This window comes from Nocardia sp. NPDC003999 (genome assembly GCF_053604885.1).
Map to the genome: position 1 here is coordinate 244,778 of NZ_JBSGIB010000007.1, position 25,759 is coordinate 270,536.

The 25,759-nt window shown below is 66.9% G+C and carries 22 protein-coding genes; 12 read left to right on the top strand and 10 right to left on the bottom strand.

The genetic code is table 11. The annotated features are described in order from the left end of the window. Window positions 1-549, bottom strand: coding sequence for an AAA family ATPase (locus ACWESM_RS17220; protein ID WP_452492533.1), 549 nt, complete (start codon window positions 547-549; stop codon window positions 1-3). A 212-nt stretch (window positions 550-761) separates the two neighbouring features. Between ACWESM_RS17220 and ACWESM_RS17225 the strand changes: the two genes are divergently transcribed. Then, window positions 762-1,958, top strand: a complete 1,197-nt coding sequence (locus ACWESM_RS17225) for a L,D-transpeptidase (RefSeq protein ID WP_364425354.1) — start codon at window positions 762-764, stop codon at window positions 1,956-1,958. Between the two features lie 74 nt (window positions 1,959-2,032). Here the strand turns inward: ACWESM_RS17225 and ACWESM_RS17230 are convergent, their stop codons facing one another. Beyond that, window positions 2,033-2,980 carry a quinone oxidoreductase family protein gene (locus ACWESM_RS17230; protein WP_452492535.1) on the bottom strand — a complete coding sequence of 316 codons (948 nt, stop codon included), beginning with the start codon at window positions 2,978-2,980 and terminating at the stop codon, window positions 2,033-2,035. A gap of 88 nt (window positions 2,981-3,068) precedes the next feature. Here ACWESM_RS17230 and ACWESM_RS17235 point away from each other — a divergent pair, with 88 nt between their 5' ends. Then, the gene (locus tag ACWESM_RS17235) at window positions 3,069-3,515 is read left to right on the top strand and encodes a MarR family winged helix-turn-helix transcriptional regulator (RefSeq protein ID WP_355078160.1); all 447 of its coding nucleotides are present in this window, start codon (window positions 3,069-3,071) and stop codon (window positions 3,513-3,515) included. A 203-nt stretch (window positions 3,516-3,718) separates the two neighbouring features. After that, entirely contained in the window at window positions 3,719-4,321 is a 603-nt protein-coding gene (locus ACWESM_RS17240) for a DUF6461 domain-containing protein (RefSeq protein ID WP_452492578.1), read from the top strand. 150 nt (window positions 4,322-4,471) lie between these two features. Here ACWESM_RS17240 and ACWESM_RS17245 read toward each other — a convergent pair whose 3' ends face one another. The 4 genes from ACWESM_RS17245 to ACWESM_RS17260 all read right to left on the bottom strand — a co-directional run bounded on the left by ACWESM_RS17245 (window position 4,472) and on the right by ACWESM_RS17260 (window position 9,882). Continuing rightward, window positions 4,472-4,888: a VOC family protein gene (locus tag ACWESM_RS17245; RefSeq protein WP_355078161.1), complete on the bottom strand. Its 417-nt coding sequence runs from the start codon at window positions 4,886-4,888 to the stop codon at window positions 4,472-4,474. A gap of 184 nt (window positions 4,889-5,072) precedes the next feature. After that, window positions 5,073-5,828, bottom strand: a complete 756-nt coding sequence (locus tag ACWESM_RS17250) for an alpha/beta hydrolase (RefSeq protein WP_452492579.1) — start codon at window positions 5,826-5,828, stop codon at window positions 5,073-5,075. A gap of 230 nt (window positions 5,829-6,058) precedes the next feature. Continuing rightward, a complete protein-coding gene (locus ACWESM_RS17255) occupies window positions 6,059-6,514 on the bottom strand; it encodes a nitroreductase family deazaflavin-dependent oxidoreductase (RefSeq protein WP_364425333.1) in 456 nt (151 codons plus the stop codon). A 74-nt stretch (window positions 6,515-6,588) separates the two neighbouring features. Beyond that, a complete protein-coding gene (locus ACWESM_RS17260; RefSeq protein WP_452492537.1) occupies window positions 6,589-9,882 on the bottom strand; it encodes a BTAD domain-containing putative transcriptional regulator in 3,294 nt (1,097 codons plus the stop codon). Window positions 9,883-9,986: 104 nt separating this feature from the next. Between ACWESM_RS17260 and ACWESM_RS17265 the strand changes: the two genes are divergently transcribed. The 4 genes from ACWESM_RS17265 to ACWESM_RS17280 all read left to right on the top strand — a co-directional run bounded on the left by ACWESM_RS17265 (window position 9,987) and on the right by ACWESM_RS17280 (window position 13,399). Beyond that, a complete protein-coding gene (locus ACWESM_RS17265) occupies window positions 9,987-10,664 on the top strand; it encodes a hemerythrin domain-containing protein (RefSeq protein ID WP_364425329.1) in 678 nt (225 codons plus the stop codon). Window positions 10,665-10,927: 263 nt separating this feature from the next. Continuing rightward, the gene (locus ACWESM_RS17270) at window positions 10,928-11,530 is read left to right on the top strand and encodes a hypothetical protein (RefSeq protein ID WP_452492539.1); all 603 of its coding nucleotides are present in this window, start codon (window positions 10,928-10,930) and stop codon (window positions 11,528-11,530) included. Further along, window positions 11,511-12,455, top strand: coding sequence for a hypothetical protein (locus ACWESM_RS17275; RefSeq protein ID WP_452492540.1), 945 nt, complete (start codon window positions 11,511-11,513; stop codon window positions 12,453-12,455). Before ACWESM_RS17270 ends, ACWESM_RS17275 begins: the two co-directional genes overlap by 20 nt. Continuing rightward, the gene (locus tag ACWESM_RS17280) at window positions 12,449-13,399 is read left to right on the top strand and encodes a hypothetical protein (RefSeq protein ID WP_452492541.1); all 951 of its coding nucleotides are present in this window, start codon (window positions 12,449-12,451) and stop codon (window positions 13,397-13,399) included. Before ACWESM_RS17275 ends, ACWESM_RS17280 begins: the two co-directional genes overlap by 7 nt. 3 nt (window positions 13,400-13,402) lie before the next feature. Here ACWESM_RS17280 and ACWESM_RS17285 read toward each other — a convergent pair whose 3' ends face one another. The 4 genes from ACWESM_RS17285 to ACWESM_RS17300 form a co-directional block, all read right to left on the bottom strand. Then, complete coding sequence (locus tag ACWESM_RS17285; protein WP_452492542.1) at window positions 13,403-17,548, bottom strand: nSTAND1 domain-containing NTPase; 4,146 nt, start codon at window positions 17,546-17,548, stop codon at window positions 13,403-13,405. A gap of 158 nt (window positions 17,549-17,706) precedes the next feature. Continuing rightward, window positions 17,707-19,164, bottom strand: a complete 1,458-nt coding sequence (locus tag ACWESM_RS17290; RefSeq protein ID WP_452492544.1) for an amidase — start codon at window positions 19,162-19,164, stop codon at window positions 17,707-17,709. Window positions 19,165-19,454: 290 nt separating this feature from the next. Beyond that, the gene (locus tag ACWESM_RS17295; protein ID WP_364425317.1) at window positions 19,455-19,940 is read right to left on the bottom strand and encodes a DoxX family protein; all 486 of its coding nucleotides are present in this window, start codon (window positions 19,938-19,940) and stop codon (window positions 19,455-19,457) included. 103 nt (window positions 19,941-20,043) lie between these two features. Continuing rightward, the gene (locus ACWESM_RS17300) at window positions 20,044-20,958 is read right to left on the bottom strand and encodes a universal stress protein (protein ID WP_397278371.1); all 915 of its coding nucleotides are present in this window, start codon (window positions 20,956-20,958) and stop codon (window positions 20,044-20,046) included. A gap of 272 nt (window positions 20,959-21,230) precedes the next feature. Here ACWESM_RS17300 and ACWESM_RS17305 point away from each other — a divergent pair, with 272 nt between their 5' ends. Genes ACWESM_RS17305 through ACWESM_RS17325 form a run of 5 tightly spaced genes read left to right on the top strand, consistent with a single transcriptional unit; the run spans window position 21,231 to window position 25,751 of the window. Then, window positions 21,231-22,358, top strand: coding sequence for a 4Fe-4S dicluster domain-containing protein (locus tag ACWESM_RS17305; RefSeq protein ID WP_364425313.1), 1,128 nt, complete (start codon window positions 21,231-21,233; stop codon window positions 22,356-22,358). Beyond that, the gene (locus tag ACWESM_RS17310; RefSeq protein ID WP_397278373.1) at window positions 22,345-22,854 is read left to right on the top strand and encodes a Crp/Fnr family transcriptional regulator; all 510 of its coding nucleotides are present in this window, start codon (window positions 22,345-22,347) and stop codon (window positions 22,852-22,854) included. The genes ACWESM_RS17305 and ACWESM_RS17310 overlap by 14 nt, the downstream gene beginning before the upstream one ends. Beyond that, window positions 22,851-23,705: an FAD/NAD(P)-binding protein gene (locus ACWESM_RS17315; RefSeq protein ID WP_452492546.1), complete on the top strand. Its 855-nt coding sequence runs from the start codon at window positions 22,851-22,853 to the stop codon at window positions 23,703-23,705. The genes ACWESM_RS17310 and ACWESM_RS17315 overlap by 4 nt, the downstream gene beginning before the upstream one ends. Beyond that, a complete protein-coding gene (locus ACWESM_RS17320; RefSeq protein WP_452492548.1) occupies window positions 23,702-24,475 on the top strand; it encodes an NADH-quinone oxidoreductase subunit B family protein in 774 nt (257 codons plus the stop codon). The genes ACWESM_RS17315 and ACWESM_RS17320 overlap by 4 nt, the downstream gene beginning before the upstream one ends. Next, on the top strand, window positions 24,462-25,751 hold the full coding sequence (locus ACWESM_RS17325; RefSeq protein WP_452492550.1) for a Ni/Fe hydrogenase subunit alpha: 1,290 nt from the start codon (window positions 24,462-24,464) through the stop codon (window positions 25,749-25,751). Before ACWESM_RS17320 ends, ACWESM_RS17325 begins: the two co-directional genes overlap by 14 nt. Window positions 25,752-25,759 lie beyond the last annotated feature (8 nt).

The following is a 25,759-nucleotide window of genomic DNA, read 5'->3' on the forward strand; positions in this document are numbered from 1 at the left end:
CTAAACTTCGTGATCGTTGCTGCCGCTGGTCAGGACGCTGGACGTCCCGAGGTCACGGAGGCGCCCGAGCAGGCGGCGCAACGACTGATCGGGTCTCTCGCCAGCCGTGTCGAGGATTATGTGGTCCCGATCCCACGGCTGATATTCGCGGTCGAGCACCTGCTGCCATTCCGGCAGCGGCAGGTCAGGGATGTCGACCGATCGCGAAACGACACGGTGCCGATGCTCGGCCGGATCCGAGCAGATCACCTCGATTTCCACCGCGGCGACACCGGCATCTCGGGCAGCGCCCAGCCAGCTGTCGCGAGTGATCGACAGTGGGTTCACGGATTCGGCGATCACGGTCAACCCCTGCCGAAGATGCTCCCCGGCCAGCGCGTACCCCACTACATAACCGGCAGGCCCCACGGGATGCTCGGCCAGACCTGATCGAACGATCGCCTGCTCGATGGTGTCGACCCGCAGATGCACGCCACCGATCCGCGCCGCCAACAAGCGCGCCAACGTGGTCTTACCTGCCCCCGGAAGTCCGCCGATGACGATGAGCATGCGACCCATCCTGCCAGCGCCCCACAGCCGACCAGAGCTGCCGACAATCGCTGCCGATCCACACTCGGGAGAACCCCGATCAATCGAGGAACGGTATCGGTTGTGCGGCGGATCGGTGGAGATGCTGGTCGTCGGTCTCACGGGCGGCGCGTAGCTGTCGCATGCTGGCGGACAGAGGTCGGCCCCAGCACCCCGAAGAAGGGAGATAGACGGTGGCATTGGGACGTCGTCGGCTGTTGATCGGCTTCGCCGGTGCGGGTGGTCTCGCCTTGGCCGGATGGGGGTGGGCGCGAGAACTCGCGCCGCCACCCACACCTGCCACAATCCGATTCGACCCCACCCCCGGCACCCAGGATGTCGAACCGCGCAGTCTCGGCACGGTCACCGTCACCGACGGGACGCTGCGATCGGTCGAATGGATCGATGAAACGGGCAGATCGCTGCCGGGCGTATCGGCACCCGATCATCGAACCTGGACCAGTGCCGAACCACTCGGCTACGGACACACCTACACCGCGAAAGCCGTCGCTCAGGGCGAAACCGGCGACGTCGCCGCGACGACAACCTGCACCACGGTGCGACCGCAACAGATCATCGACGTGTCACTACGCTCGTCGAATCTCGTCGAGCTGGCCGAAAACGATACCTACGGAGTAGGTTTCGTGCTCGTCGCCCATTTCGACGAACCCGTGGACCGGACCGCCGCGGAACGCTACCTGAAGGTCACCACCCAGCCTGCCGTCGCCGGCGCCTGGTACTGGCTCGACGATCAGAACGCACACTGGCGGCCGGAGCACTATCACGCACCGGGAACCAGGATCACGATCGCGGCCGAGTTCTTCGGCCGCGCGCTCGGCGACGGCCGTTACGGCTCGCGTGACCAACAAGTTTCAGTGACCATCGGACCTGCGCACGTCGCGGTCGCCGACGACGACACCAAACAGATCGAGGTCTTCGACAACGGAAACCTCGTGCGCACCATGCCCACATCGATGGGCATGGGCGGCACCGCGGTCGTCGGCGGCAGAGTCATGTCGTTCTGGACTCGCCCCGGCATCTACACCGTGCTGGACCGAAACGACCCGGTGATCATGGACTCCGCCACCTACGGCCTGCCCACCAACTCCGCGCTCGGCTACCGCACGAGCATCAACCACGCGGTCCGCATCAGCCACGACGGAATCTTCGTGCACGAATTGGCCGCGAGCATGTGGGCGCAAGGAAACACCAACGTCTCACACGGCTGCCTGAACCTCTCCCCCGCCGACGCCACATGGTTCTACGACTTCGTCATCCCCGGCGACGTGGTCGAGGTCCGCAACACCGGCGGCGAACCCCTCGATATCTGGCACAACGGCGATTGGAGCATCCCGTGGACCGACTGGCTCCGCGGTGGCGGCCACACGTGACCCGAACGAGAAAAGGCGGCTGATCCAGCGCACGACACTCGAGCAGGTGTCCCGGCCGGATCGCCGACGGTGATTCATCCGATGCGGACGACGCTCTTGCCGCGAGTCACTCCGCCGGCCAGGTTCGCGATCGCGGTCTCGACGTCGGCAAGCGCGTATTCGGCGGTGATATCGATGCGCACCGACCCGTCGGCGACCAGCGCCATCGCGCGAGTGGCGCTGTCGGCGAGTCGCTGCGGGTGGGTCTGGCCGCCCAGATTGCTGTTGTAGGTCATCAGCGACTGGCCGTGCATCAGCAGGTCGTTGGCCGAGACGGTGACCGGTTCGAAGGTGGCGATGTTGCCGTAGACCACGATCCGGCCATGGGCAGCCAGCCGGGCCAGGCTCGCGACCCGCGTCGGTCCTCCGATCGGGTCGAGGATCACGTCGAAGGTTTCCGCACCGATGCCATCGGGGAACTGTTCTCGCGTCAGCACCTCGTGGTAACCGAACTGACGCGCGTAATCGAGCTGACCGGAGTTGCCGACCACGCCGACTATCCGTTCCGCGCCGGCGGCAGCGGCGAACTGCCCGGCCAGTGATCCGACACCACCGGCTGCGGCGTGGATCAGCACACGGTCCCCGGCCCGGACCCCGCCGACGGAATCGATCAGGTCGTAGGCGGTCGGAGTCACCCATCCGAACCCTGCCGCGGTGCGTGCGTCGACGCGCGAGGCATCGATCGCCAGCACCGAAGGCGCGGTCGCGACCTCGGCGTAACCGCCCCCGCCGACCAGCGCGACGACCTGCTCACCGATCCGGCCTTCGTCCACGCCCTCGCCCACCGCGATGATCTGGCCTGCGGCTTCGAAGCCCGGCACGAACGGGCGCGGCACCGGAAAGTGCCCGCCACGCACCAGCACGTCACCGTACTGCACCCCCGCATAGGCGACGCGGATCGCGACCTCGCCCGGCCCGGCCACGGGCTCGTCGATCTCCGAGATCCGGAAGGTGTCATCGGTGTCCAGCACAACAGCCTTCATCACATACAACTTTCTGTGTTGACTCAGTATCCTGATACTGAGCACTTAAGCAGTATCAGGATGCTGAGTCAACTTAGGGAGTTGTGACATGGTCGACGTGCCCGTCGAGGAATACGTGTGCACGCGCATTCGCCGAGCCGAGCAGGCGCTCATGGCCCACCATGAGGCGGTGCTACGCGGTTACGGACTGACGATGACCCAATACACGGTGCTGCTGATCTTGTCCCGCGACGACGCCATGTCCGGTGCCCAACTGGCCCGCGCGTGTGGGGTCACGCAGCAGAGCATGGCTACTGTCTTGACCGGCATGCAGAACAAAGAGCTCATCGACCGGCAACCGTCGCCCGTCCACGCCAAAGTCATGATCGCCACCCTCACCCCGACCGGCCGCGACCTGCTCGACCGCGCCTATCAGGAAGTCATCGTGCTCGAACGCGCCCTCACCGATCGATTCACCCCCGACGAGCACAAACAGTTCTGCGAATTCCTCGACCGCGCCACCGCGACCCTCATCGAGCAGACCCACACCACCTGAACATCCGCTCCCGCCGCTGGAGGGACTGCGGATCCAACGTGCGAGATAGACCAAGAATCCGGACCCGGCCATGGATGTCGGTGGCTCATGGCAGCGTCAGCCGCTATGACTGCTTCAGCTGATGACGACGCCTGGGTTGATGATCATGGACTGCGTTTCCCGACCTCGATCGGGATCAACGAACCGGGGGCGTCGTGAACGCCATGACCGGTGGCCTTGGGTGGATGTACGGCCGGGATCTGCCGCTGCTCAGCATCACCTTCGCGCGTCAGATCAACGCCCGGGAGCTATTGGAGCGGATGGGCGTCGACCAGAACACCGTGGCAGTGCGCGAGCAGGATGACTTCCACTACGAGCTGGGCGGCCATCTCTACGCATCCGACGGATATGTGGTCAGCGCAGGGCATTACGGAAGCTGGGCCTGGGTGTGGGAGCACGGTAGTTGGAAATGCATCGAAGACCGAGGACTGGTGTTGCGCGCCTCAGTCGGAACCGCGGCATTGGTGCTGAACGCCAGCGAGAAACCGGGAGTGGTGTTCCGGTACGCCGAGAACGGCCGCCTCATCACCGGACTCGACACCATGACCAGCCTCGTCCCAGCCGACCGGACAGGCAGCGACATGCACCGCTTCGACACCGAGATGCAGGCCCTCGGCGCCCGACCCGAAGAACACGAATACGGTTCCTTGGGGTCCCGCGGAATGTTCTACAGGCTTGCAGAGAACCTCGGCGTCGGGGTGCCTCTGGATGACCTCAACGAACGTCCCGTTCTCAGCGGCCGGCTCCTGCCCCCAGCCTCGCGGTAGCTGCCGAGTCGCTCAACACGCGCGCCGCCGTTCCTCGCCTCGGAAGCACAGGACGGTCAGCAGGCGCCGATGACCAGGTCCCATAGGTCACCGATCGTGATCTTGGCGGGAATCCCATTGCCGCCGACCGGCATGTCGGCGGGCAAGCGATCACTGTTTGCGCACAACCAATTCCAGCGCGATGTTGTCCGGATCGCGGAATTCCAGAATGTACATGGGGCCCAGGTCTTTCACTCCCGCGTGCGCGATGCCGAGTTCATCGAGCAAGGCAGCCGCCGAATCGAGATCCGACCGAGTGGCGAGGGCGAAGGCGAGGTGGTCGAGTCCTACTCGATCTTCGTCGAACTCGTCACTGGCGACCGGGCGAAGTCCGAGCAGTGCATCACCCATCTGGTAGATCACACCGCCGAAGAGGAACCCATATCGTGCACGGGTGGCCTCATCCGCGTCCGCGGGACACTCCCAAGCGATCGGCCATCCGAAGACAGCGTCATAGAAGGCCCGGGATCTGTCGATGTCGGTCACTGTCAAGCGGACATGGTCGAACGAACTGGTGGAGATCGGCATGATCGAGATCATGTCATGAGCACCCGGCTTCCTTCAGGCGACCAGACAGCGCGATCTTGTCACTACGCCGCTGGCGATCTCGCGCATCTACCGTGACGCTCGAGCGAGGTCCGCAACCGGCCGCGAGCGGTCTACGGCTGAGGTATCGGCGGTCGGCTCGCGCCGGCCGCCGATACCTGTCCCGTCAGGCCGGTGACATGTCGACGTGGCCGAGATGCCGCGCGAAGAACCGTGCGGCGCTGTCGACCTCGAACCTCGGTACCTCGAAATGCCCGCCCGCGTTGGCGTGCAACGTCTTCTCCTTCGAGGCGAAGGCATCGAACAAGGCAAGACCGGATCGACGGTCGAGCAGCTCATCGTCCCACTGGAGCAGGAACTCGATCGGGACGGTGATCCGAGCCGCCGCCTCGATCAGGGATTCATGGCCCAGGCAGCCGAAGACCGCCGCGGTGATTCTGGGTTCGACGGCCGTCAACGGCACCCCGATCCCGGTGCCCTGCATGATGCCCCAGAACCCGACCCGCCCGTCGGCGCCGATCTGCGGCAGTACCTGCAGGGCGTCCAGCGTCACCTGCCATTCCGGCACGGCGCGCTCGGCCAGGTAGGTGTGCAATTCGACGATGATAGGGCCGATCGGCTCGCCCGCAGCCTGAGCACGCCGGAGGACTGCGATCCGCTGCTCGTCCTCCGTCGTTCGCGGCCGGTCGCCGTGTCCGGGTGCGTCGATGGCGGCGGCGTGGAAACCGTAGCCGGTCACGAAGTGGTGCGCCCGGCCCACGATGCCCGGCGCCCTCTTATGCTGGCCGCCGCTGTGCGCCATGAGCACCAAGGGTGCGGGGCCGGAGCCGGATGGGGGCGAGAAGAGCACGCCGGGTACCTCACCCACAGTGAAGTCGCGTTCGATGACACCGTTCAACGATGTCTCCGCAGTGAAATTCACAGAACGCATAGGTTATTGCCTTTCGGGATTGCCACGTTCGCGGCGCTCCCGGCGACACCTATGTCAATCGCCCAACCGTGAAGAAGATGTGGAGCACCCACTGGATACAGCGTTGATGGGTCTCACCTCCTCATGCGATGTCACGGGCTCCCGGACGCTATCAGCTCGAGAGTCATGTCGGCCAACCCATTTCCAGTACCGCGAGGCCGGTCTCCCCGCGGCGACGCCACTCACCGGCGTGGGCTGAGAAGGACCAAGGGTATCTGGCGGGTGGTCCGCTTCTGGTAGGTCTGGTACCCCGGGTACGCTGCGACGACCTCTGGCCACCGCCGGTCGCGTTCCTGCGGGGGGAGCACGCGGGCAGTCATCGGTTGCTTCGCGCCGTGCTGGAACGACACCTCGACCGCGGGATCGGCACACAGGTTGTGGAACCAATCCGGGGAGATGTCGTCTCCGCCCCGCGAAGCGACGATCAGATAACTGTCGCCCGCCACGACGGGAACGGTGAGGATCACGATGCGCGGCAACCCTGTTCGCCGTCCGGTCGTGGTGAGAGCCAGGGTGGGCATCTTCTTGAATCGAGTGCCGGCACGGCCGCCGCTGATGTCGAGCAGCTTGCGGTGCGCGGTGGTCACGGTCTTGAGGTACAGATCGGTGGCCGCGCGAAAGCGGCGGGTATTCGGCATCGGGGTACTCCTCGGTCGGTCCGGATCGTCGGGAACGATGGTCCGGGTCCGACTTGTGAGCGACCAGTGAAGCGTCAGCGCTCGAGGCGTTCGGCCGCGGCCGCGATCCAAGTGGGGTTGCCGCAGCGTTGGGCGACGTGGAGCGCGGCCCGGTAGTGCGCGGCGGCGAGTTCGGCATCGCCGCGCCGGGCCGCCAGGTCACCGAGAACGGTGTCGACCGGACCGACCGCGTAGGAACCGGTGTCGGCGCCACCGAGCCGGTCACGGTAGGGAAGCAGATCGCGGTAGAGCGCGGCGGCCTCGGTGGGCGTGCCCAGTGTCGCGACCGCCATGCCGCGCAGTGTGAGGAACAGCGATCGGAACACGTCGTCGCGGATCGGCCGGGCCCGGCGCCGGATCCGCGCCGCTTCCGCCCGATCGCCGGCCGAGAGCAGGGCCAGCACCAGGAAATCCACCATGGCGTCGACGGTCGCGGGGACGGCGCTCTCGGCGAATGCACCGGCCATCTCGGCCAGTTCACCGGCGCGGCCCTGGTGCAGCCGCACTACGAACAGCGCCATGGCCAGGATTCCGCCCGCATTGAAAATGCCCGCGCGGGTCAGCAGTTCGTTGGCTCGCAGATAGTGCTGCTCGGCCGTGTCGGGATCACCGGTCATGAGCGCCACCAGCCCGCACGCCATCGCGTTCGCCACCTGCGCCTGCCGCCACTGATAGCGGTCTGCCAGCGCGGTGGCCGCCTGGAGATGCTCGCGGACGGCGGCGATGTCAGCCGCGGACGCGGCGGCCTGAACCGCGACCGTGTGTCCGAGGAGCAGGTAATCGCTCCGGTCGGTGCGTCGCCCGACCTCGATCAACTCGGCTCCGAGCGGGCCGCGCTCCGGCGAGTCGTACAGCGAGGCCTGCGCTTGCAGCGCGGGAGCGAGCAGGGCGTCGTCGCCGAGCTCGCGGGCCAGAGTTTCGGCCTCGGCGGCGGCCACCGCCGCGCGTTCGCCGGCCTCGCCGCCGATCTCGTCGACAAGCGTCACCAGCAGTCGGCACCGGTCGGCGGGAGCGAGGCCGGGGGAACGCAGTGCGTCCTCTATCCAACCGACGACCCGGTGCTCGACCACGCCGTACTGTCGATTCATCCACGGGGTGGGTGTGTCCCACGCGGTGAACGCCCGTACCAGCAGATCGACTCGGCCGGCCTCCTCCGCCAGCGCCGCGGCCCGGTGCCGAGCGGTTCGAGCGGCGAGCCCGGCGCCACCGGCGAGATGACTGCGACCCGCCCGGCACAGCATCGCGACCCGTTCCTCGACGATGTCGGCGCCGGTGTGACGCTCGAGCGCGGCGGCCGCGCGTTCATACCCGGCCGCGGCGACGTCGTGGGCGTAGCGCCGCTCGGCCCGTTCGGCTGCCGCCACGGCGTAGTCGGCGGCTCGTCGTGCCGTCTCCGGGTTCACCGACTCGCCGTAGTGATGGGCCAAAGCCGCGAGATCGCCAGGATCGATCTCCTCGATCGCGGCGGCGACCCGCCGATGCCATCGGTCACGGCGGAACCGGGAGAGGTCGCCGAGCAGCGTATCCCGAACCAAAACGTGCGTGAAACGCGCTCGGCCGCTGGCCGGTTCGTCCAGGAGCCCGGAGAGCACCCCCGCTTCCACCGCGTCGAGCACGTCGTCCTCGGGCACCTCGGCCGCGCGCACCAGCACCGCGACATCGAACTCCCGGCCGATCACCGCGGCCAGACGCAGCAGCGCCACCCCGGTCTCGGGAAGCCGGGAAAGCCTGCGGCGCAGTACGTCCCGCACACCCTCCGGAACGTCCGACGCGGCGACCAGCTCGCCCTCGCTCTGCAGCAGACGTGCGACCTCGATGAGATAGAACGGATTCCCGCCGGTGCGCTCGTGCAACGTCCGGACCACAGCGGCCGCCGGTGTGCTGCCGGTCAGGGCGGTGATCAGGCGACCGCTGTCCTCGACGCCGAGGCCGCGCAGGCGAACCCGGGCGCGTACGGTGGTGGCAAGGGCCGCGAGCGCGTCTGCCAACGCAGGCGGCACCTCGTCGGGGCGGTAGCCGATCACGACGAGCCCGGGTACCTGCGTCGCCACCGCGGTGAGCAGCGCCGCTGTCTCGGTGTCGCCCCGATGTACGTCATCGAGCAGGATCGCCAACGGGGCGACGGCGGCGACGGCGCTCAGGTAGCCGCACACCGCCCGATGTAGCAGGAAACGGCCATGGTCGCGGTCGGCGTCCTGTGCACCGGCGCCATCGGTGAGCAGCGGCGCCAGGGCAGGCGCGAAGCCGCCGGGATCGTGCTCGCGGGCCAGGGCGCGCAGGATCTCGACCCATGGCCAAGCCGACGGAGCGGCGTCGTCCTCCGGGCAGCGTCCGATCACCACCCGGTGCCCGTTCGCGCGCAAGGCCGCGCCGAAGTGCTGCAGCAGAGTCGATTTCCCACTGCCGGCTTCACCCGCCACAGTCGCCGACCGAGGGTCGGCACCGGCGGCCGCGTCGCGCAGCGCGGCGAGTTCTCCGGTTCGGCCGAACAATCCCGGATTCGGCTCGGCCTGCGGGGCGCTCGCGGCCGCTGCGGATGTGGACGGTGTCTGCGGGAGTGGAATCGCCCGCTCGCGCAGCGGGATTCGTTGCGCGAGGATGTCCGCCTCCAGCCGGGTCAAAGCCGGACCCGGATCTATGCCGAGTTCGTCCGCGAGAACGTTGCGGGCCTGGCGCAGGGCGCTCAGCGCGTCGGCTTGGCGGCCCGCCCGATATCGAGCCAGCGCTGTCAGTCGCCACGCCTCTTCCCGCAGCGGGTGCTCCTTACTCAAGACCTCGGCCTCGGCAGCGGCGAGCGCCGGCTCGTCGAGCTCGAGCAGGGCGGCCGCGAGTTGCTCGCGGGCGCCCAGCCGTAATTCCTCCAGCCGCGCCGCTTCCGCGGTCGCCCACGGCTCCGCCGCGTAGGCGGCGTAGGCGGGGCCCTGCCAGCGGGCGAGCGCGCGTTCCAGCGTGCGCCGTCGCTCGCGCGGATCGCCCTGCTGCCCAGCGGCGTCGAGTTCCGCGCCGAAGTGCCACGCGTCCACGTCCTCGGTGGCGAATCGGACCGCGTAGCCGGGGGTCCGGCTGATCAGAACGGTGGCGGGTGTGCGCGGTGCCCGCTGCGGCTCCAGCAACCGCCGCAGGTTGGAGACGTAGGCTTGCAGTGCGCCGAGTGCCCGCGGCGGCGGTTCACCCCGCCACAGGTCATCGATGAGGCGATCGACCGGCACGACCTCGCCCCGTGCTACCAGCAGCCGCGCCAGCACGCCACGTTGCCGCGGACCGCCGAGATCGAGTTCGCCCCGCTCGTCCGCCGCGGTCAGCGCGCCGAGCACCCGGATCCGAACCATGACGCGCCAAGTCTAAGACCGACCCCCATGCAGTGCCTTACAAGTGGGCTGCAAGCGGCGGGCCGCACAGTCGTCGCGGTTCACCGCCGCGACAGGAGCACCGCATGAACACCGCCCGCACCGCGCCCAGCCGCCCCGACACCTACGACATGGTCGTCCTGCACAACGCCTTCCGCAGACACTTCAGCGCTCTGCCCGGCCTCGTCGCTGCGGTGGCGCCCGGAGACGTCGAGCGCGCCCGGCGCCTGATCACCTTCCTCGGCGAACTCGGCGACGGCCTGCACCACCATCACACCGGCGAGGACGAGCTCATGTGGCCGATCCTGCTCGAGCGCGCCTCCGCGGACGCCGCTCTGGTGCTGCGCATGGAGGAACAGCACGAGCGGATCGCCGAACTCACCGAGCGCGCCCACCGCGACGGGACCGAGTTCGCCACCGCCGCCGACCCGTCGGTTCGGGACCGGCTCGCGGCCACGCTGCGGGCGCTGTCCGATACCCTCGACGAGCACATGGCCGAGGAGGAGCGGCACATCCTGCCCGTGGTCGAGAACGTCATGACCGCGCTCGAATGGCAGGCTCTCGGCGAACGCGGACGCGAGCACATGCCGAAGGACCGCCAGCTGGTCTTCCTCGGCTTCATTCTGCAGGGCGTCTCCGACGACGACCGCCGGAAAATTCTCGCCGAGATGCCACTTCCCGCCCGGCTCGCGTGGCGTCTGCTCGGCCGCCGCGTCTTCGCCAAGGAATACCGCGAGATCTACCACGCCGATCCGGAGTGGTGACCGCGAAACGACAATCGAAGTCGCTGCACCTCGTCGGGGAAATGCCCAGCCGCCGAGATTCGGCGCATTCGCATGCCGCACACAGCGTCATGAGTGACAGAAATGGTGCTTCGTCACCTGGGCAGTGTAGGGAAATCCACTCTGCGGTCTGATCTTTTGAGAGATGATCAGTGGTGCGACACGGTCGGTCACGTGCGCGTTGACTGAGCACCGACGTAATCGTGTTCCGGAATGCGGGGAGGGAAAGAATGTTCGCTCGGCGAATGATGGTCGTGGGTGGGGCGGCGCTCGCGTTATCGGCATGCGCCACGTCGATACCCGACCCGCAAGCGGGCACTGCGACGACGACCCAACTGTTGTCCGGAACCGATGCCCCGCCGGGTGATGAAGCGCCGGGGCGACCAGGCAAAACCGATGCCGGTAAGGCGGCCGGGGCGCCCTTCCGGATTCCGGCGTTCACCGAACTCCAGGGCGCACCAATCGTCGCGGTCAAAGAGTTGGCAGTGCAGCGCATAGCCGCGGCGTGCGGCGGCTGCGCGAGCGTTGCCGTTGCACAGGACAAGGCCGACACCTACCGCAGCATTTGCCAGTACTCCGGATTCTCCGGCGCGAAGCAGGATTCGACCCCGAGCGGAGAGTCGGTGAACGGGTCGTTGATTCTGATGTCCGGCTCGACACTGACGCTGCTCACGGGAACACTGTCCCCGCAGAAACTTCCCTGCGGCACAGAAGGCTTCGAACCGAAGACATCCGACACCACCTCCCCCACGAGAACCGTCTCCCCTACCGGAGCCGACTCGACCACCCGAACCCAAACGCCCACCGAGACGGCGACGAGCAAGCCACGTGTCACCACCACCAGATGAGCAGGCGTCGACACCCGCAACGGGTTCGGCGTTCGACGGGTTCGGTCACGTCGCACGATCCATCGGGCAACTGGTCGCGCCGACTACGTTGCTCACCGCCGTCCTGTTCTACTTCGGATGGGCGCATGTCTACTGGTACTTCAACTACTTCGGTGTCGACTCGACGACGCTGAATCCGAGCATCCGTGAGTACCTGATGCGCACCGTCGACGCACTGTTCGTGCCGCTGACACTCGTCGGTCTCATCGGTATGGCGGTGCTGTGGGGATACGTCGCGCTTCCGGATTCGATCCGCACCCGTCGACCGGGGCGGTGGGCCACCGCCGCGATCGTGCTGATCGCCGGGGCGGTCCTCGTCAACGGGCTGTCCCGGATATACGTAGTGACCCCGATCAACAAGGGTTTGTGCGTGGCACCGGTGTCGATCATCGCTGGGGTGCTGGTGTTCTGGCTGCTGGTCGTGCTGCGTCGTAAGCGTCTGCGTGAAAGCCTGCCTGCGACAGCGCCGCCACCGTCGCAGGCGGCAGCGGTCGCGGAGTGGGTGATCCTGTTTCTCATGGTCGGCATCAATTTGTTCTGGATCGCCACCGATTACTCGGTCGCGGTCGGTCAGACCCGAGCTCGGGAATGGGCCGCGCAACTGCCCACCAGTTCCCAAGTCATCATCTACAGCGAAAAGGATTTGCACCTTTCCGGGCCGGATGTCCGAACGACGCCCTGCGACCCCGACCCCGACACCGGATCCGCCTACCGGTTCCGCTACGACGGGCTGGCGCCACTGAGCCGCATCGGTGACCACTACGTCCTGGTCCCCCGGACCTGGAGGCCCGGGCACGGCGCGGCCATCGTCCTGCCCGCGCAGAGCCCGGGCGCGATCCGGTTCGAGTTCCGCCTGGCGGGCGACACGGTACCGGCCAAATGCTGAATATGAGGCTGCGGTCGAGGGGAGGGTGGATCGCGGCGGGGGTTGTCGTGGTGGTGGCGGCGGGCGTGGCGGTTTGGGTGTGGTGGCCGGCTCAACGTTCGAACCGGGACATGTGGGGCTGGGCGGCGCAAACCGAGCTGCCGATGCCGGTTTCGGGGCCGAGTGGCATCGCGGTCTCCGCGAGCGGAGACGTCTACGTGTCCGAGAACGAGGGCATCCAGCGGCTGCCCTCCGGGCGATACACTCCGGAGCGCATCGGTCTGCCGGATCTGCACTGGCCCTCGGGTTTCGCCATCGGACAGGACGCTCAGCTCTATGTCTGCGACTATCAGCACGGTCAGGTGCTTAAGGTGGCGGCCGACACGAAAAATGTCGCGCTGTTGCCGCTAGTGGGGTTCGGCGCGGCCGACCTGAATAGTTCCGAACGTGCGAACGGAGCCGGCGTCGCGGTCGACCGTACGGGGAATGTGTACATCACCGACCCGGACAACGCCCGAATCCTGAAGTTCCCGGCAGGCTCCAGTACGCAGGTTGTGCTGTTGACGGTCGATCACCTCGGTGCGCCGATCACGGTTTCCGACGCCGGCGAGTTGGTGGTGACGAGCACCGCCCCGGTCAATCGACTGCTGCGTATCCCGCCGGGTTCGGTGACGCCCACCGAAACTCCGCTGCCTGCCGGCGAAGCGGTCGCCGCGCTCGCCTTCGATCACGACGGAGCGCTGCTGCTGGCCGACAACGCCTGGATTCCGGACCCGGCCAGTACGACGGGTGCGTCCACGCGAGACGGGAGATTGTGGCGGATTCCGGCCGGATCGACGACGCCGATTCGGTTGCCGTACGGCGAACTCGGCGCGATCAGCGGGATCGCCGTCGATCCGCACGGCGAGATCCTCATCACCGACGAAAGCGGGGGCCGAGCGGTACGGCTGACGCGCAAGCCGTGAACGTCACGGGCAGGTCCGGCGGTATTCGATCGTCGGGATGTATTGCTGCCAGCCAGCGGGATCGAGTCCCGTACCCACTGTCGCGCAGGCGATTTCGACGGTCCGTCGACGTAATTCGTTCAGCGCGCTCAAGTCCCAGATGACCGCTGGGCCGTCGCTGTACACCGCGACCAGTGTGTCACCGTCGGTGCTCAATTGAGCACCGGCCACCGCATCGGCCCTGGCGTCGATCGGGTCGCCGACTTGTACTGGACGTGCTGGATCAGTGATATCCCACAGAAGGATCCTTCCATCCAACCCCAGTTCCGCGAGCAGGCGGCCGGTCTGATCGAAGATCACGTCGACATCGCCGCCCATGGTGTCCCGCAGCGGGTCGCCGAGCCGACGCGGATGTGCGAGATCCTTCATGTCCCAGAGCTGTATGGTCTTGTCCGTGCTGCTCGTGACCAGGACTCGTGCGGCGGGCGAGTATGCGAGCCTACCGACCATCACTCTGGTGGGTGCCATGCCGGCCAACGACGGTTCATCGGGATTCGTGAGGTCCCATAACGCGGCATTCCCGCCGTTCCAGCCGAGGGCGAGTAGGCGGCCATCGGTAAATGTCAGTCCTGTTATCTGACGGTCGCGCAAGCCGCGTCCGATCCGGCGCGGCGTTTCCCGCTTGCTGATGTCCCACACCAGTGAGTTCTTGTCGGAGCCCGCGGCGAGGCGATTGCCGTCAGGTGTGAACACGATCGCCCGCACGATTCCGCCGAGCCCGGTCAGAGGTGGTCCGAGACGACGAGGATGGGCGCGATCGCTGATGTCCCACAGCGATACCGTCCGGTCCGGCCCGCCTGTGGCCACCGTCTTGCCGTCAGCGGACAAGGCGACCGCCGACAGTCGGTGATCGTTCCTCGAGAAATCGACGTGCTCGGCATTCCAGGTGGCGAGTCGGAGCGGGACTCGCGAGTTCGAGATATCCCAGAGGTCGACGTTGCCGTTGGCGCCGCCGATCGCCATCAAGTCACCGACCGTGGTGACACAGCAGGGTGGCCTCTTCCTATCGAAACTTCCGTACAACGACGGACCGGCAGGCTTGGGCTGAACGCGAAATTCGCTGTCCCACAGCGTGACGCGACCATCCCGAGCACCGGTGGCGACTCGGCCGGTGCTGGCGACCCCTACGGCGCTGACATCGCTCGGCTGGCCGACCCACGCCCCGCGCCACTGTCGCGGGTTTGCTGGATCGTCGAGATCGTAAAGGTATGCCGCGTTGCCATACGCTACGGCGAGTCGACCCGTCGCCGGTGCGAATGCGAAATGGCGGGTCGCTCGCATAGCCGCACCCAGCTGTTGCGGGCGGGTGGGATCGCCCACGTCCCAGCGGGTGAGCCCGGCGAAGTCCAGATAAACCGCCAAGATTCCCCCGCGTGGTGAGAAGGCAAGTGCGTCGGGGCCGAGTGGCGATCGTCCGGGCAATTGGACTTCGATTCTCCCGATCTGGTGTGGTGTGCCGAGATCCGAAACGTCCCACAGCACGACACCTCCGGGAACACCGGTGGCGAGTGTCCGCCGATCGGGCGAAATCGCGACCGCGTCGGCGTGTTGCTCCGGGGGTGCCAGCGTTACCGCTCGCGGCGGACCAGTGAAGTCCCACAGCCGCGTCGGCTGGGTCCAGCCGAAAGTGACTGCGAAGGCCCCACCGGAGTCCAGCACCATTTGTGTCTTCTCATCGATGTCCGGCAGCAGGCGTTTGCCGACCAGCCGATGGCTCGGATCGCTGACATCCCACTCCAGCACGCCTTCCAGGCCGTTTCCGTCGAAGGTGTGATCGTGCGAGACCATACCGAGTCTGGCGTTCCTGGCATCGATATCGATCCCCGCACCGGTCAGTAGTCGGCGTCCGTCCGGTGAAAACACAGGCTCCGCGAGGGTACTCGGGCCGGTCAACGGATCGCCGTACCGGCGCGGTCCGCGCGGATCTGTGAGATCCCACAGCGCGATGACGCCGTCATAGGTCTGTACCGCGAGCATGTGACCGTCCGGGGAGAACACGGTATGGCTCACGTCTCGTCCGTTGCCGTCGAGCGTTCCCCCGTAGTAGGTGCTGGCGAGCCGCTTCACCAGCCAGTTGCGGGTTTCGACACTCGGGTGGATGGCGTCGGCCGCCAGCGCGAGTCGGATCGTGGTGCGCGGTTCGCCGTCGAACACGTCTCGCGCATCCGTGAGCAGCGCGCGCGCGACAGTTGTGCGTTGCTGGTCGACAGCCTTGCGCTGCTGGATCACCGCGATTGTCGCGGCGACCAGCGCCGCGACGAGCAGAGTGGACAGCACGGCCGTCGCGCGCCCACGCCGGAAGCGATCTCTGCGATAGCTACGCTCGAGAAATTCCTTCGCGCTGGAGCTGAGGTCGACACGGTTGGTCGCCAGTCGACGTAGGCGCGGTGGCCACGTGCGCAGATTCGGCCTCCGTTGGACGCGCATGCGTGCGCCGGTGTCGTCCATCGCCGACTCCAGTCGTCCACGCTCCCAGAGCCTGGTCGCCGCGCGGTCCTGCTTCCAGTCAGCGGCGGCTTCCTCGATCGCGCGGCGGGCGCGCAGCGCCTTGCCCTCCTTCTCGATCGCGTCTCGCAGTAGCGGCCAGTGTTGCAGAAACGCTTCGTGTGCCGCCGAGACGACGATTCGTCTGTCTTCTTCATCGATGGTGAGCAGTCGTTGCGTGACGAACGCGTCGACGACCGTGGCGTCGGTTTCGGTCAGCTCGTCGCGCGGTATCCGGGCGCGGGTGGGCACGCCCCGTTCGTCGACGGTCACCAGGCGCAGCATCACGTCGATGATCTGGTTGTCGGTGAGGGTGGTGGCCGCGCGGGCTTCCGCCAGCGCCACTTCGGCCTGACGTACCAGCGCGCCTCGTACACCGCCGGTTTCGTCGTAGCGTTGTAATGAGAGCGTCCCACCGCGGTGCACACCGTCGGCCAGTCGCTCCAGTGCGAATGCCAGCAAGGGCAGCGCCTCACCGCTGTCGGTGTCGGCGAGCAGCTCGGTGACGAGGCCGTCGTCGATACGGAAACCGGCCACCCGCGCAGGTCGTTCGATGACCTCGCGGAGTCCGCCTTTCCGCAGTGGGCGCAATGGATACGTTTCGGTCGACAATGAGCTCATCGCAGGATCGACGATCATTTGGTCGAGGAATTCCGTCCGCAAGGTGGCCAGCACTTGCACGGGCCCGCCGATCGCCGGGGCGAGCAGTTCGGTGAACTCCGCGCGCTGCGCGGGCTCGGCGCGTCGGAATAATTCCTCGAATTGGTCGACCACCAACAGCAGTTTGCGCCGGCGGCTCGACTCGTCCGCGATCAATATCTCATCCGAGACTTCTCGCAAGCCGTCTTTCGCCAGGCGGTCGCGCACCGATGACAGTTGCCAGTCGAGTCCGGTCCGTCGTCTGGCGATCGCCAGCGTCCGGGCAAGCGCACCCACAGGGTCCACGCCGGGCGTCATCGGTTCCATTGGCAGCCAGTAGTTTTCCTCCGCGATCAACGGGATGACACCGGCGCGCACCAGGGAGGATTTGCCGCATCCTGATGGTCCGATGACCAGCAAGACCGAGGGGGTGGATCGGAAGGCGGGGGCGCGCAATCGCTCAGCGATCGCGCTCGCCTCCCGTGCGCGCCCGAAGAAGACCCGGTGCTGGGCGGTCTCGAACGACGCCAAGCCGGGGTACGGCGACTGGTCGTCCGGCCAGCCCGATCCTCCGCCCGCGTCCAGCGCGCGCAACGATCGCGCCAGTCCAGCCCGCGCCGCGTCGGCATCGGCCACGGCGTCGGGCTGCTGGATCGATTTCAGCAGCGGATGTGTCGCGCCCGCCGCCGCACGCACTGGCAGCAATCTGCTGCCGAGGGTTTTCGCGATGCCGATTTCGATTGCGCACCAGGTAGATCGAAGGTAGGTCGGGGTGATGACGCAGACCACCGCGTCGGCCCATCGCAAACGCTCGTAGAGCCGCTGCTCCCATTCCTCCCCTGCGGCAAGGCCGTCGACCGGATGCTGGTCCAGGAACACCTCGTGCCGCTCCGCGACCAGCCAACCGTGGATCTCGTCGGCCCACGCCCGGTCTGTGCCGGCGTGGCTGATGAATACCCGGGCCACCACTCCTCCAGCGATCGCCATACCGTCGTCCCGGCGAAAGCCGGACGCAGACACAAAGCCGAGTGCCGGAACAACGCTACCGGTCCAGCTGAGCCGCACAGCGGTTTTACCGGTTCGTCACCGGATCCGATCAGCGCACCCTTCGGACCCGCGACAAGAGCGAAGCGAGTCGACCTCCCTCAGACGAAACCGGGCGGCGGGCTGAATCCGCCGAACTCCTGCTCGATCAACTCTGCGAACCGCAACGTGGTGTGGTCTTCGAGATAGGGGCCGATGATCTGCATGCCGTAGGGCAGCCCCTCGGGCGAGCGCCCGATCGGCGTCGCGGTAGACGGTAGCCCGAGCAGTGTCGCGATACTCGCCCACACCAGGTGGTAGTTGTAGGGGTGCGTGGTGCCGTCGATATCGATAGTGCGAGTGTCCATGTCCGAATGGTCATGCGGGAAGGCAGGCGTCGGCGTGATCGGGCACAGCACCACGTCGAATTCGTCGAACAGGCGTCGCCACTGGTCGGCCAGGACCATACGGACACGGTCCGCCCTGATCCAGTCGCCGTGGCCGACCACGAACGCGCGGCGGATGACATCCTCCGGACGGTCGGAGTTCGGCGGAATGTCGGCAACGGCGGCTTGGAGCGCTCGGTAGGTATCGACCGGCGCATCCGCGCCGAACTGCGACATCAGCAGTGTCAGATAGGTGTTCGCCGTCAATGTGAGGTCGGGCAGCAGCGCGCTGCGCCGGGCGACCGCGGCACCAGCCTTTTCGAGCCCTCGAGCGATCCGGTCGAACCCGTCGCGGATGACGGTCGACGTCGGCAACAACGGATGAGTGTCGATGACCAGCACCCGGAAGTCGTCGAACTCGGCGCTGCGCGGCGGTGGCAGCGCGAGCTTGTATGCGACCGCCTCCACCTCGTCGGGACCGGCGAGCAACAGGGTCGCCAACGTCAGGTCGGCGGCACTGCGCGTCATGGGCCCGACCACGGCGAGGTCTTGCGGGGCCGGCAGCGCAGGCGTCCGAGGCGGCGTATTTCCCCGACCCGGCAGCAGCGTCCGTGACGGCTTGTGGGCGTATATGCCGCAGAAATGCGCTGGTACCCGCAGCGAGCCGCCGATGTCGGAGCCGAGTGCCAGCGAGACATACCCTGCCGCGAGTGCGGCGGACGAGCCGCCCGAGGAGCCGCCGGGCGAGCGTGTCAGGTCCCACGGGTTGTTGGTTGTGCCGTAGATGTCGTTGTAGGACTGCCAGTCGTGCAGGGCGCGCGGCACATTGGTCTTGCCGATGACGACACCGCCCACACCCTTCACCCGCGTCACCAACGCCGCGTCCTCGGCAGGCTGCCAATCCTTCGCATCGGGAAATCCCCACGTCGTGGGCAGACCCGCGACATTGAACGACTCCTTCACCGCCACCGGCACGCCCAGTAACGGTGCGTACTCACCGCGCGCCAGCGCCGCGTCCGCCTGCTTCGCTGCGGCGCGGGCGCGGTCGAAATCCCGCACCACGATGGCGTTGATCTTGTCGTCGAACTTTTCGATCCGCGCGATGGTCAGCTCGAGCAGTTCGGTGGCCGAGATGGTTTTCGTCCGCAGCGCGGCCACCTGATCACGGAGAGTCGCGAACTCCAGTCCGGACATGATGTCTCCTTTTCACCCCTAGGGTTCGCGCTCGGTGGTTCCTCACCGAAGTTCAGCCGGGACTCGCTGTACCGGATCGGATTCTATACATGCTTCGGCGAGGTTCGAAAATCGTTCCGACAGAAGGTGATTCATGCACGATGCAGGCTACATCGGGCAACTTTTGCCCCAACAGGACGCAGAATCGAAAAAACCAGGAATCAAGATGGCAATGGTCCACACGGCGCAGCCAGACCCGCCATCTCGGGGGGGGCATGACAGTGACCATCGCGGGCACTCCTACGACGGGACTACGCAAGGACGTCGTGCTGAGCACGGCGGGTGAGCCACGCATCCAATGACCAGCGGCCGGGCCCTGCCCAGATCAGGAAGATCAACCCGAGCAACATCGCGACATCGGTGCGCGCGTCGTGGACCATTCCCCAGAAGCCTTCCACTCCTTGGAACCCGCCCGGGCGCAGCTCACGCAACTTGGTGAAGACGATCGCCAAGCTGATATCGACCAGCAACGGCAGCGCGGCGAAGCGGGCCAGCAGTCCGATGACGATCAAGACGCCGCAGACGATTTCGATGACACCGTCGAAGTTCGCGAAGAACGTCGGTGCGGGGATGCCGATCTTCGCGAACCGGCCCGGCCCCAGTTTGTCCGGATACAGGTACTTCTGAATACCCTCACTGAGGAACACCAGCCCCACCGCCAACCGGATACAGATCACTGCCGCCGGGCCGTCCGCGCCGAGGATGCTCGGCCACGACCACCGATCCGTCGCCGCCATCGGCACTCGCCTCCCGATATCACATGGTCCGCCGACGAGCAGCACCGTGGCGGCTACCGCCGCGTACGTCGAAGGTACACCGCCCTCTGCCCGATCTCGGTCATCACGGGTGGACGACCATGACCGGGCACGAGGCATGCTGTACCAGAGTGTTCGCGGTGGAACCGAGCAACATGCCCGCGAAACCGCCCCGTCCGCGACTGCCAACGACCAGCAACTGCGCCACGTTCGACCAGGACAGCAGGTGCGACGCCGGCGCGGAAACCTCGACTTTCCGTGCGACGCGAACCTCGGGGAACTTCTCCTGCCACCCCGCGACACGCTCGGCGAGAACCGCCCGCTCGATGTTGTCGAGTTCGGCCTCGGCCCGGTGGGCGTGACCGGCGAAGCGCCCGGAGTCCCAGTCGCTCCACACATGGACAGCGACGAGTTCGACATCGCGTTCGGCCGCTTCGGTGAAGGCTGCCTCGATAGCCGCGTCGCCGACGGGGCTACCGTCCACGCCGACCACCACCGGGCCGGATGTGTGGACCGCGCCGTCGGCATCAGGGTCGGGGCGCACGACGACCACGGCGCCGCGCGCGTGGGCGGTCACGGCCAGCAGCGTGGAGCCCAGATGGGTGAACGTCCCCGCGTTTCCGGTCGCACCGAGCACGACCGCGTACGCCTCCGCGCTGTGCTCGATCAGCAATTGCTTCCCGGTATCGGTGGTCGCGCGAGACGAGATACGCAACTCCGGTGCGACCGATCGGGCCACGCGTTCGGCCCGGGCGACCACATCCTGTCCCTGTTGCCGGATGACGTCGAGGACCGAGGGAATCACGACCTCGTAGTCGCCGAGTACCCAGTCGTTGCCCACCGCGTCCATGCCGTGGAGGATCTCGAGTTCGCGTCCGCGATCGGCCGCGAACCGCGCCGCCCACCGGAGGGCGGTCCACGACCCGTCCGAACCATCTACGCCGACAACGATTTTCGCCGTGGCGAGGTGATGCGGGTCGTCGAATCGCTGCTCTGTCATGGGGACCTCCCGAGCCTGTGGTCGCGTAGCACCCAGCCGGGCGCCGACCTCAACGGTATGAGCCGCGGCACAGGCTCGAATGCGGCTGATCGTCCCCGGGAGAAGTGACCAAAGACCACTCGAGCGAGGCAGGCCGGTCCTCTGGACCGTCGCCGCTGGGCCCGATGCCGTCGGCAATCGCGATTCGGGACCTTGGTCCCTCGCGGTGCATCTCCCGGTTGACGAGACTCGAAAACGGACGGCTATATCCGAACCTGACAGGGGTCTCGACCATGCCTGACGACACCGTGGTGATCGATCGTGCCGGTCTGGATCGTCTGGTGGACGTGCTGCGCGACCGGGGATACCGCGTCATCGGTCCGCAGGTGCGCGATGGCGCGATCGTCCTGGACGAACTGGACTCCGGCAGGCGACTGCCCGCCGGATGGGGTGCGGAGACCGCGCCCGGACGGTACCGGCTGCGCCGCCGAAACGACGAGGCGGTCTTCGCCCATTCGGCCGGGCCGGGCTCCTGGAAGCAGTTCCTACATCCCCCGCGTCGCAAGATAGCCCAGGTCGGGCCGGACCTCGAGATGGAACCCGTGACGGACCCGCCGGTCCGATCCGCCTTTCTCGGCGTCCGCGGGTGCGACCTCACCTCGATTGCGATTCTCGGACGCGTGCTCGGCGACGGGGCCCATCCTGATGCTTCGTTCGCCGCACGCCGGAAAGACCTTTTCGTCGTCGCCGTGAACTGCACAGAGCCCGGCGGGGTGTGTTTCTGCGCTTCGATGGGCACCGGCCCGGGGGTCTCGTCCGGATACGATCTGGCCCTCACAGAGCGGGTCGATGCCGAGGGCCACCGATTCCTCGTCGACGTGGGTAGTGCGGACGGCGCCGAAATTCTCGGCGAGATCACCACACGTCCGGCCGACACGACGGAGGTCACGAACGCCCGTGCGGAGGTGTCCGCCGCGGCCGACCGGATGGGCCGCGCGATGCCCGAGGTCGACATTCGCGCTCTGCTTCGCGACTCTCGGGAGTCTCCGCACTGGCAGGATGTCGCCGCCCGCTGCTTCACGTGCGGGAATTGCACGATGGTGTGCCCCACCTGCTTCTGCACCAGCACCGAGGACGTCACCGACCTCACCGGCGACCATGCCGAGCGCTGGGAGCACTGGTCGTCGTGCTTCGAACCGGACTTCTCCTACCTGCACGGCGGCAGCGTGCGGCAATCCGGCGAAAGCCGCTACCGGCAGTGGATCAGCCACAAACTCAGCACCTGGTACGACCAGTTCGGCAGCTCGGGGTGCGTCGGCTGCGGACGGTGCATCGCCTGGTGCCCCGCCGAGATCGACCTGACCGCGGAGGTGGCCCGGCTGGCCGAACTGGCCGAGGAATCGCACCATGCCCACCGCTGAGGAACTGTCCGCGTTCGGGCAGCTGGCATCGCTGAGCGAGGAAGAACTGCGCACACTGACCGCCGCCGGACGCGATGTGGCCTTCCCCGCAGGGCACCGGATGATCACCGAGGCCCGACCGGCCGACCGATGCTGGCTGATCCGCCACGGCCGGATACTGCTGGACGCGCAGGTGCCGGGGCGCGGCGCCGTGGTCCTCCAGACCCTCGGCGGCGGAGACCTGCTCGGCTGGTCCTGGCTCGTACCGCCCTACCGGTGGCATTTCGGCGCGGTGACCGCCGAACCGGTCGAGGCCGTCGAGTTCGACGCGGGGATCTTGGCCGAACTCTCCGATCGGGATCCACGATTCGGCCGCGCGCTGGCCATGATGCTGTTCGAGGCGCTGCTGGAACGACTGCAGGCAACCCGGGCCCGGCTGCTCGACCTCTACCGGAACCCCGCCATGACCTGCACGGCCGGTCCACACCGCATCGCCGTCGACCGAGGCGATCGATGAGCGTGGACACGCGAACCCGGACAGTGGCGCACGGTAACACGATGCTGCCCTACCGCGTAATCGGTCGCATCGCGCAGAACCAGGACACCGTGACGCTGCGCCTGGAACCGGTACGCGATGCGGCGCAACCTTTCCGGCCTGGACAGTTCATGATGCTCTACAGCTTCGGCGTGGGCGAGATCGCGATCTCGATCAGCGGAGATCCCACGGCCGTCGGCGACAACCTCGAACACACTATCCGGGCGGTAGGCGCGGTGAGCGCGGCGCTGCACGACACAGGTGTCGGCGGCCTGATCGGTGTCCGCGGACCATTCGGCACAGGATGGGACCTGGCGTCGGCGGCCGGAGGGGATCTCGTCATCGTGGGCGGCGGCGTCGGGCTGGCGCCGCTGCGCTCCGCCATACTCGCCGCGCTCGCCGCGCGCGACGACTACCGGCGGGTCGTGCTGATCACCGGAGCCCGGACCCCGGCGGACATCCTGTTCCGGCACGACCAGCGACTGTGGCCGGCGGCCGGGGCGATCGAACTCCATCAGACCGTCGATCACCCCGCACCGGATTGGGACGGCCGCGTCGGGTTCGTCACCGAACCACTGGCCCACCTGACCGTGGAACCCGGCAAGACCACCGCCCTGCTCTGCGGCCCGGAACCGATGATGCGATTTTGCGCGGGATCACTACTGCGCAAGGGCGTTCCCGCCAGCGACATCCAAGTGTCGTTGGAGCGCAACATGCAGTGCGGTGTCGCGCGATGCGGGCATTGCCAGCTCGGTCCGCTGCTGCTGTGCCGAGATGGACCCATCGTGGACTACGCGACTGCCGAACCACTGCTGGCGGTGCGCGAACTATGACGAAGACGCCGACGCTCGCGGTGTGGAAGTTCACTTCCTGCGATGGTTGCCAGCTCACCTTGCTCGACTGCGAGGACGAACTGCTCGCTCTCGCCGGCCGGGTGCGCATCACGCACTTCGCGGAAGCGTCCAGTGCGATGGAGCCCGGCCCATACGATGTCTCACTGGTCGAGGGTTCGATCACCACGGAAGAAGAGCGACGCCGGATCATCGAGATTCGTGAGCGATCCCGGATTCTGGTGGCGATCGGGGCGTGCGCCACACACGGCGGAATCCAGGCGCTGCGCAATTTCGCCGACGTCACCGAGTTCACCTCGGTGGTGTATGCCAGTCCGGAATACATCGCCACCTTGGACACCTCGACTCCCATTTCCGCGCACGTACCGGTCGACTTCGAATTGCGTGGCTGCCCGATCGACCGGCGGCAACTGCTCGACACCCTGTGCGCGTTCCTGGCGGGCCGCGCGCCCGACATCCCGAACACGAGCGTATGCACCGAGTGCAAACGTCGCGGCGCCACCTGTGTCATGGTCGCCGAGGGGATTCCCTGCCTGGGTCCGGTCACGCAAGCGGGATGCGGCGCCCTGTGCCCGGCGTACCACCGTGGCTGCTTCGGTTGTTTCGGTCCTATGGCGAATCCCAACATTCACGCGCTGCTTCCCATCCTGCGTGTCAATGGCATGGACACCGACGACATCGATCGCGTTTTCGCCACCTATGCCGCAGCCGCGCCGGAGTTCGCGTACAGGAACGGCGATGAGTCGGCATAGGCAGCTGAAAGTCGGCACCCTGGCTCGTGTCGAGGGCGAGGGCGCGCTGCGTGTTGTCATCACGGACGGGCAGGTGGAAAGCACCGAGTTGAATATCTACGAGCCACCGCGGTTCTTCGAAGCATTTTTGCGTGGACGCGCCTATACCGAGCCGCCCGATATCACCTCCCGCATCTGCGGGATCTGTCCCGTGGCCTACCAGACCAGTGCCTGCAACGCACTCGAGCAACTTTGTGGCGTGGAGTTGGACCGACCACTGGCCGACGTGCGCAGGCTTTTGTATTGCGGCGAATGGATCTCCAGCCACTCTCTACATATTCATCTGCTGCACATGCCCGACTTCCTCGGCTACCCGGACGCGATCACGCTCGCCGCCGATCACCGCGAACTCGTCGAGGAGGGATTGGCGACGAAACGAGCGGGCAACGCGCTGCTCGAACTCCTCGGCGGCCGGGCCATCCATCCCGTCAACGTCCGGCTCGGCGGCTTCTACTCGGTCCCCGAACGCGCCGAGTTCGCCGCCGTGATCGAACAACTGCGCCGTGCGCGAGACCACGCGACGAACACCGCGCTCCGGGCTGCGCGATTCGAATTCCCCGAGCTGGAACTCGAATACGAGCTGCTGGCGGCAAACGATCCGGACCGATACGCCATCGACAACGGTGACGTGCACACCAGTACCGGGCTTCGCTTCCCGGCGATCGATTTCCCGAATCACATACGAGAACATCAGGTTCCGCACTCCACCGCCTTGCACGCGACGCTCGACGGCGCACGCTACCTCACCGGACCGTTGGCCCGATACACACTGAATCACCACCAGCTGTCACCGATCGCCCAGCAGGTCGCCGCCGAAATCGGACTCGGCGCGCAATGCCGTAACCCGTTCCGGAGCATCCTGGTTCGAGCGGTCGAAGTCGTCCACGCGATCGATGCGGCACTGACCATCATCGATGGTTACGAACGCCCCTCCCGCGCCGCGGTTCCGGTCGCGCCTCGAGCCGGCACCGGGCACGGCGTGAGCGAAGCGCCTCGCGGCCTGCTCTACCACCGGTACGAGCTCGACCATCACGGCATCGTGCGCTCGGCCATGATCATTCCGCCTACCTCACAGAATCAGGCAGTGATGGAGGACGATCTGCGGCGAGTCGTCTCCGACCACCTCGACCTGGATGACGCCGCGCTGGCCACGATGTGCGAACGCGCGATCCGGAACTACGATCCGTGCATATCCTGCTCGGCGCACTTCCTGGACCTCGACATGGTGCGCCGATGACCGAGCCG

Excerpts from the sequence above, each read along its gene's own strand:
- ACWESM_RS17220 (WP_452492533.1), bottom strand. The coding sequence starts at position 549 with ATGCTCATCGTCATCGGCGGACTTCCGGGGGCAGGTAAGACCACGTTG.
- ACWESM_RS17230 (WP_452492535.1), bottom strand. The coding sequence starts at position 2,980 with ATGAAGGCTGTTGTGCTGGACACCGATGACACCTTCCGGATCTCGGAG.
- ACWESM_RS17235 (WP_355078160.1), top strand. The coding sequence starts at position 3,069 with ATGGTCGACGTGCCCGTCGAGGAATACGTGTGCACGCGCATTCGCCGA.
- ACWESM_RS17240 (WP_452492578.1), top strand. The coding sequence starts at position 3,719 with ATGACCGGTGGCCTTGGGTGGATGTACGGCCGGGATCTGCCGCTGCTC.
- ACWESM_RS17245 (WP_355078161.1), bottom strand. The coding sequence starts at position 4,888 with ATGCCGATCTCCACCAGTTCGTTCGACCATGTCCGCTTGACAGTGACC.
- ACWESM_RS17255 (WP_364425333.1), bottom strand. The coding sequence starts at position 6,514 with ATGCCGAATACCCGCCGCTTTCGCGCGGCCACCGATCTGTACCTCAAG.
- ACWESM_RS17260 (WP_452492537.1), bottom strand. The coding sequence starts at position 9,882 with ATGGTTCGGATCCGGGTGCTCGGCGCGCTGACCGCGGCGGACGAGCGG.
- ACWESM_RS17265 (WP_364425329.1), top strand. The coding sequence starts at position 9,987 with ATGAACACCGCCCGCACCGCGCCCAGCCGCCCCGACACCTACGACATG.
- ACWESM_RS17270 (WP_452492539.1), top strand. The coding sequence starts at position 10,928 with ATGATGGTCGTGGGTGGGGCGGCGCTCGCGTTATCGGCATGCGCCACG.
- ACWESM_RS17280 (WP_452492541.1), top strand. The coding sequence starts at position 12,449 with ATGCTGAATATGAGGCTGCGGTCGAGGGGAGGGTGGATCGCGGCGGGG.
- ACWESM_RS17285 (WP_452492542.1), bottom strand. The coding sequence starts at position 17,548 with ATGGCGATCGCTGGAGGAGTGGTGGCCCGGGTATTCATCAGCCACGCC.
- ACWESM_RS17290 (WP_452492544.1), bottom strand. The coding sequence starts at position 19,164 with ATGTCCGGACTGGAGTTCGCGACTCTCCGTGATCAGGTGGCCGCGCTG.
- ACWESM_RS17295 (WP_364425317.1), bottom strand. The coding sequence starts at position 19,940 with ATGGCGGCGACGGATCGGTGGTCGTGGCCGAGCATCCTCGGCGCGGAC.
- ACWESM_RS17300 (WP_397278371.1), bottom strand. The coding sequence starts at position 20,958 with ATGACAGAGCAGCGATTCGACGACCCGCATCACCTCGCCACGGCGAAA.
- ACWESM_RS17305 (WP_364425313.1), top strand. The coding sequence starts at position 21,231 with ATGCCTGACGACACCGTGGTGATCGATCGTGCCGGTCTGGATCGTCTG.
- ACWESM_RS17310 (WP_397278373.1), top strand. The coding sequence starts at position 22,345 with ATGCCCACCGCTGAGGAACTGTCCGCGTTCGGGCAGCTGGCATCGCTG.
- ACWESM_RS17315 (WP_452492546.1), top strand. The coding sequence starts at position 22,851 with ATGAGCGTGGACACGCGAACCCGGACAGTGGCGCACGGTAACACGATG.
- ACWESM_RS17320 (WP_452492548.1), top strand. The coding sequence starts at position 23,702 with ATGACGAAGACGCCGACGCTCGCGGTGTGGAAGTTCACTTCCTGCGAT.
- ACWESM_RS17325 (WP_452492550.1), top strand. The coding sequence starts at position 24,462 with ATGAGTCGGCATAGGCAGCTGAAAGTCGGCACCCTGGCTCGTGTCGAG.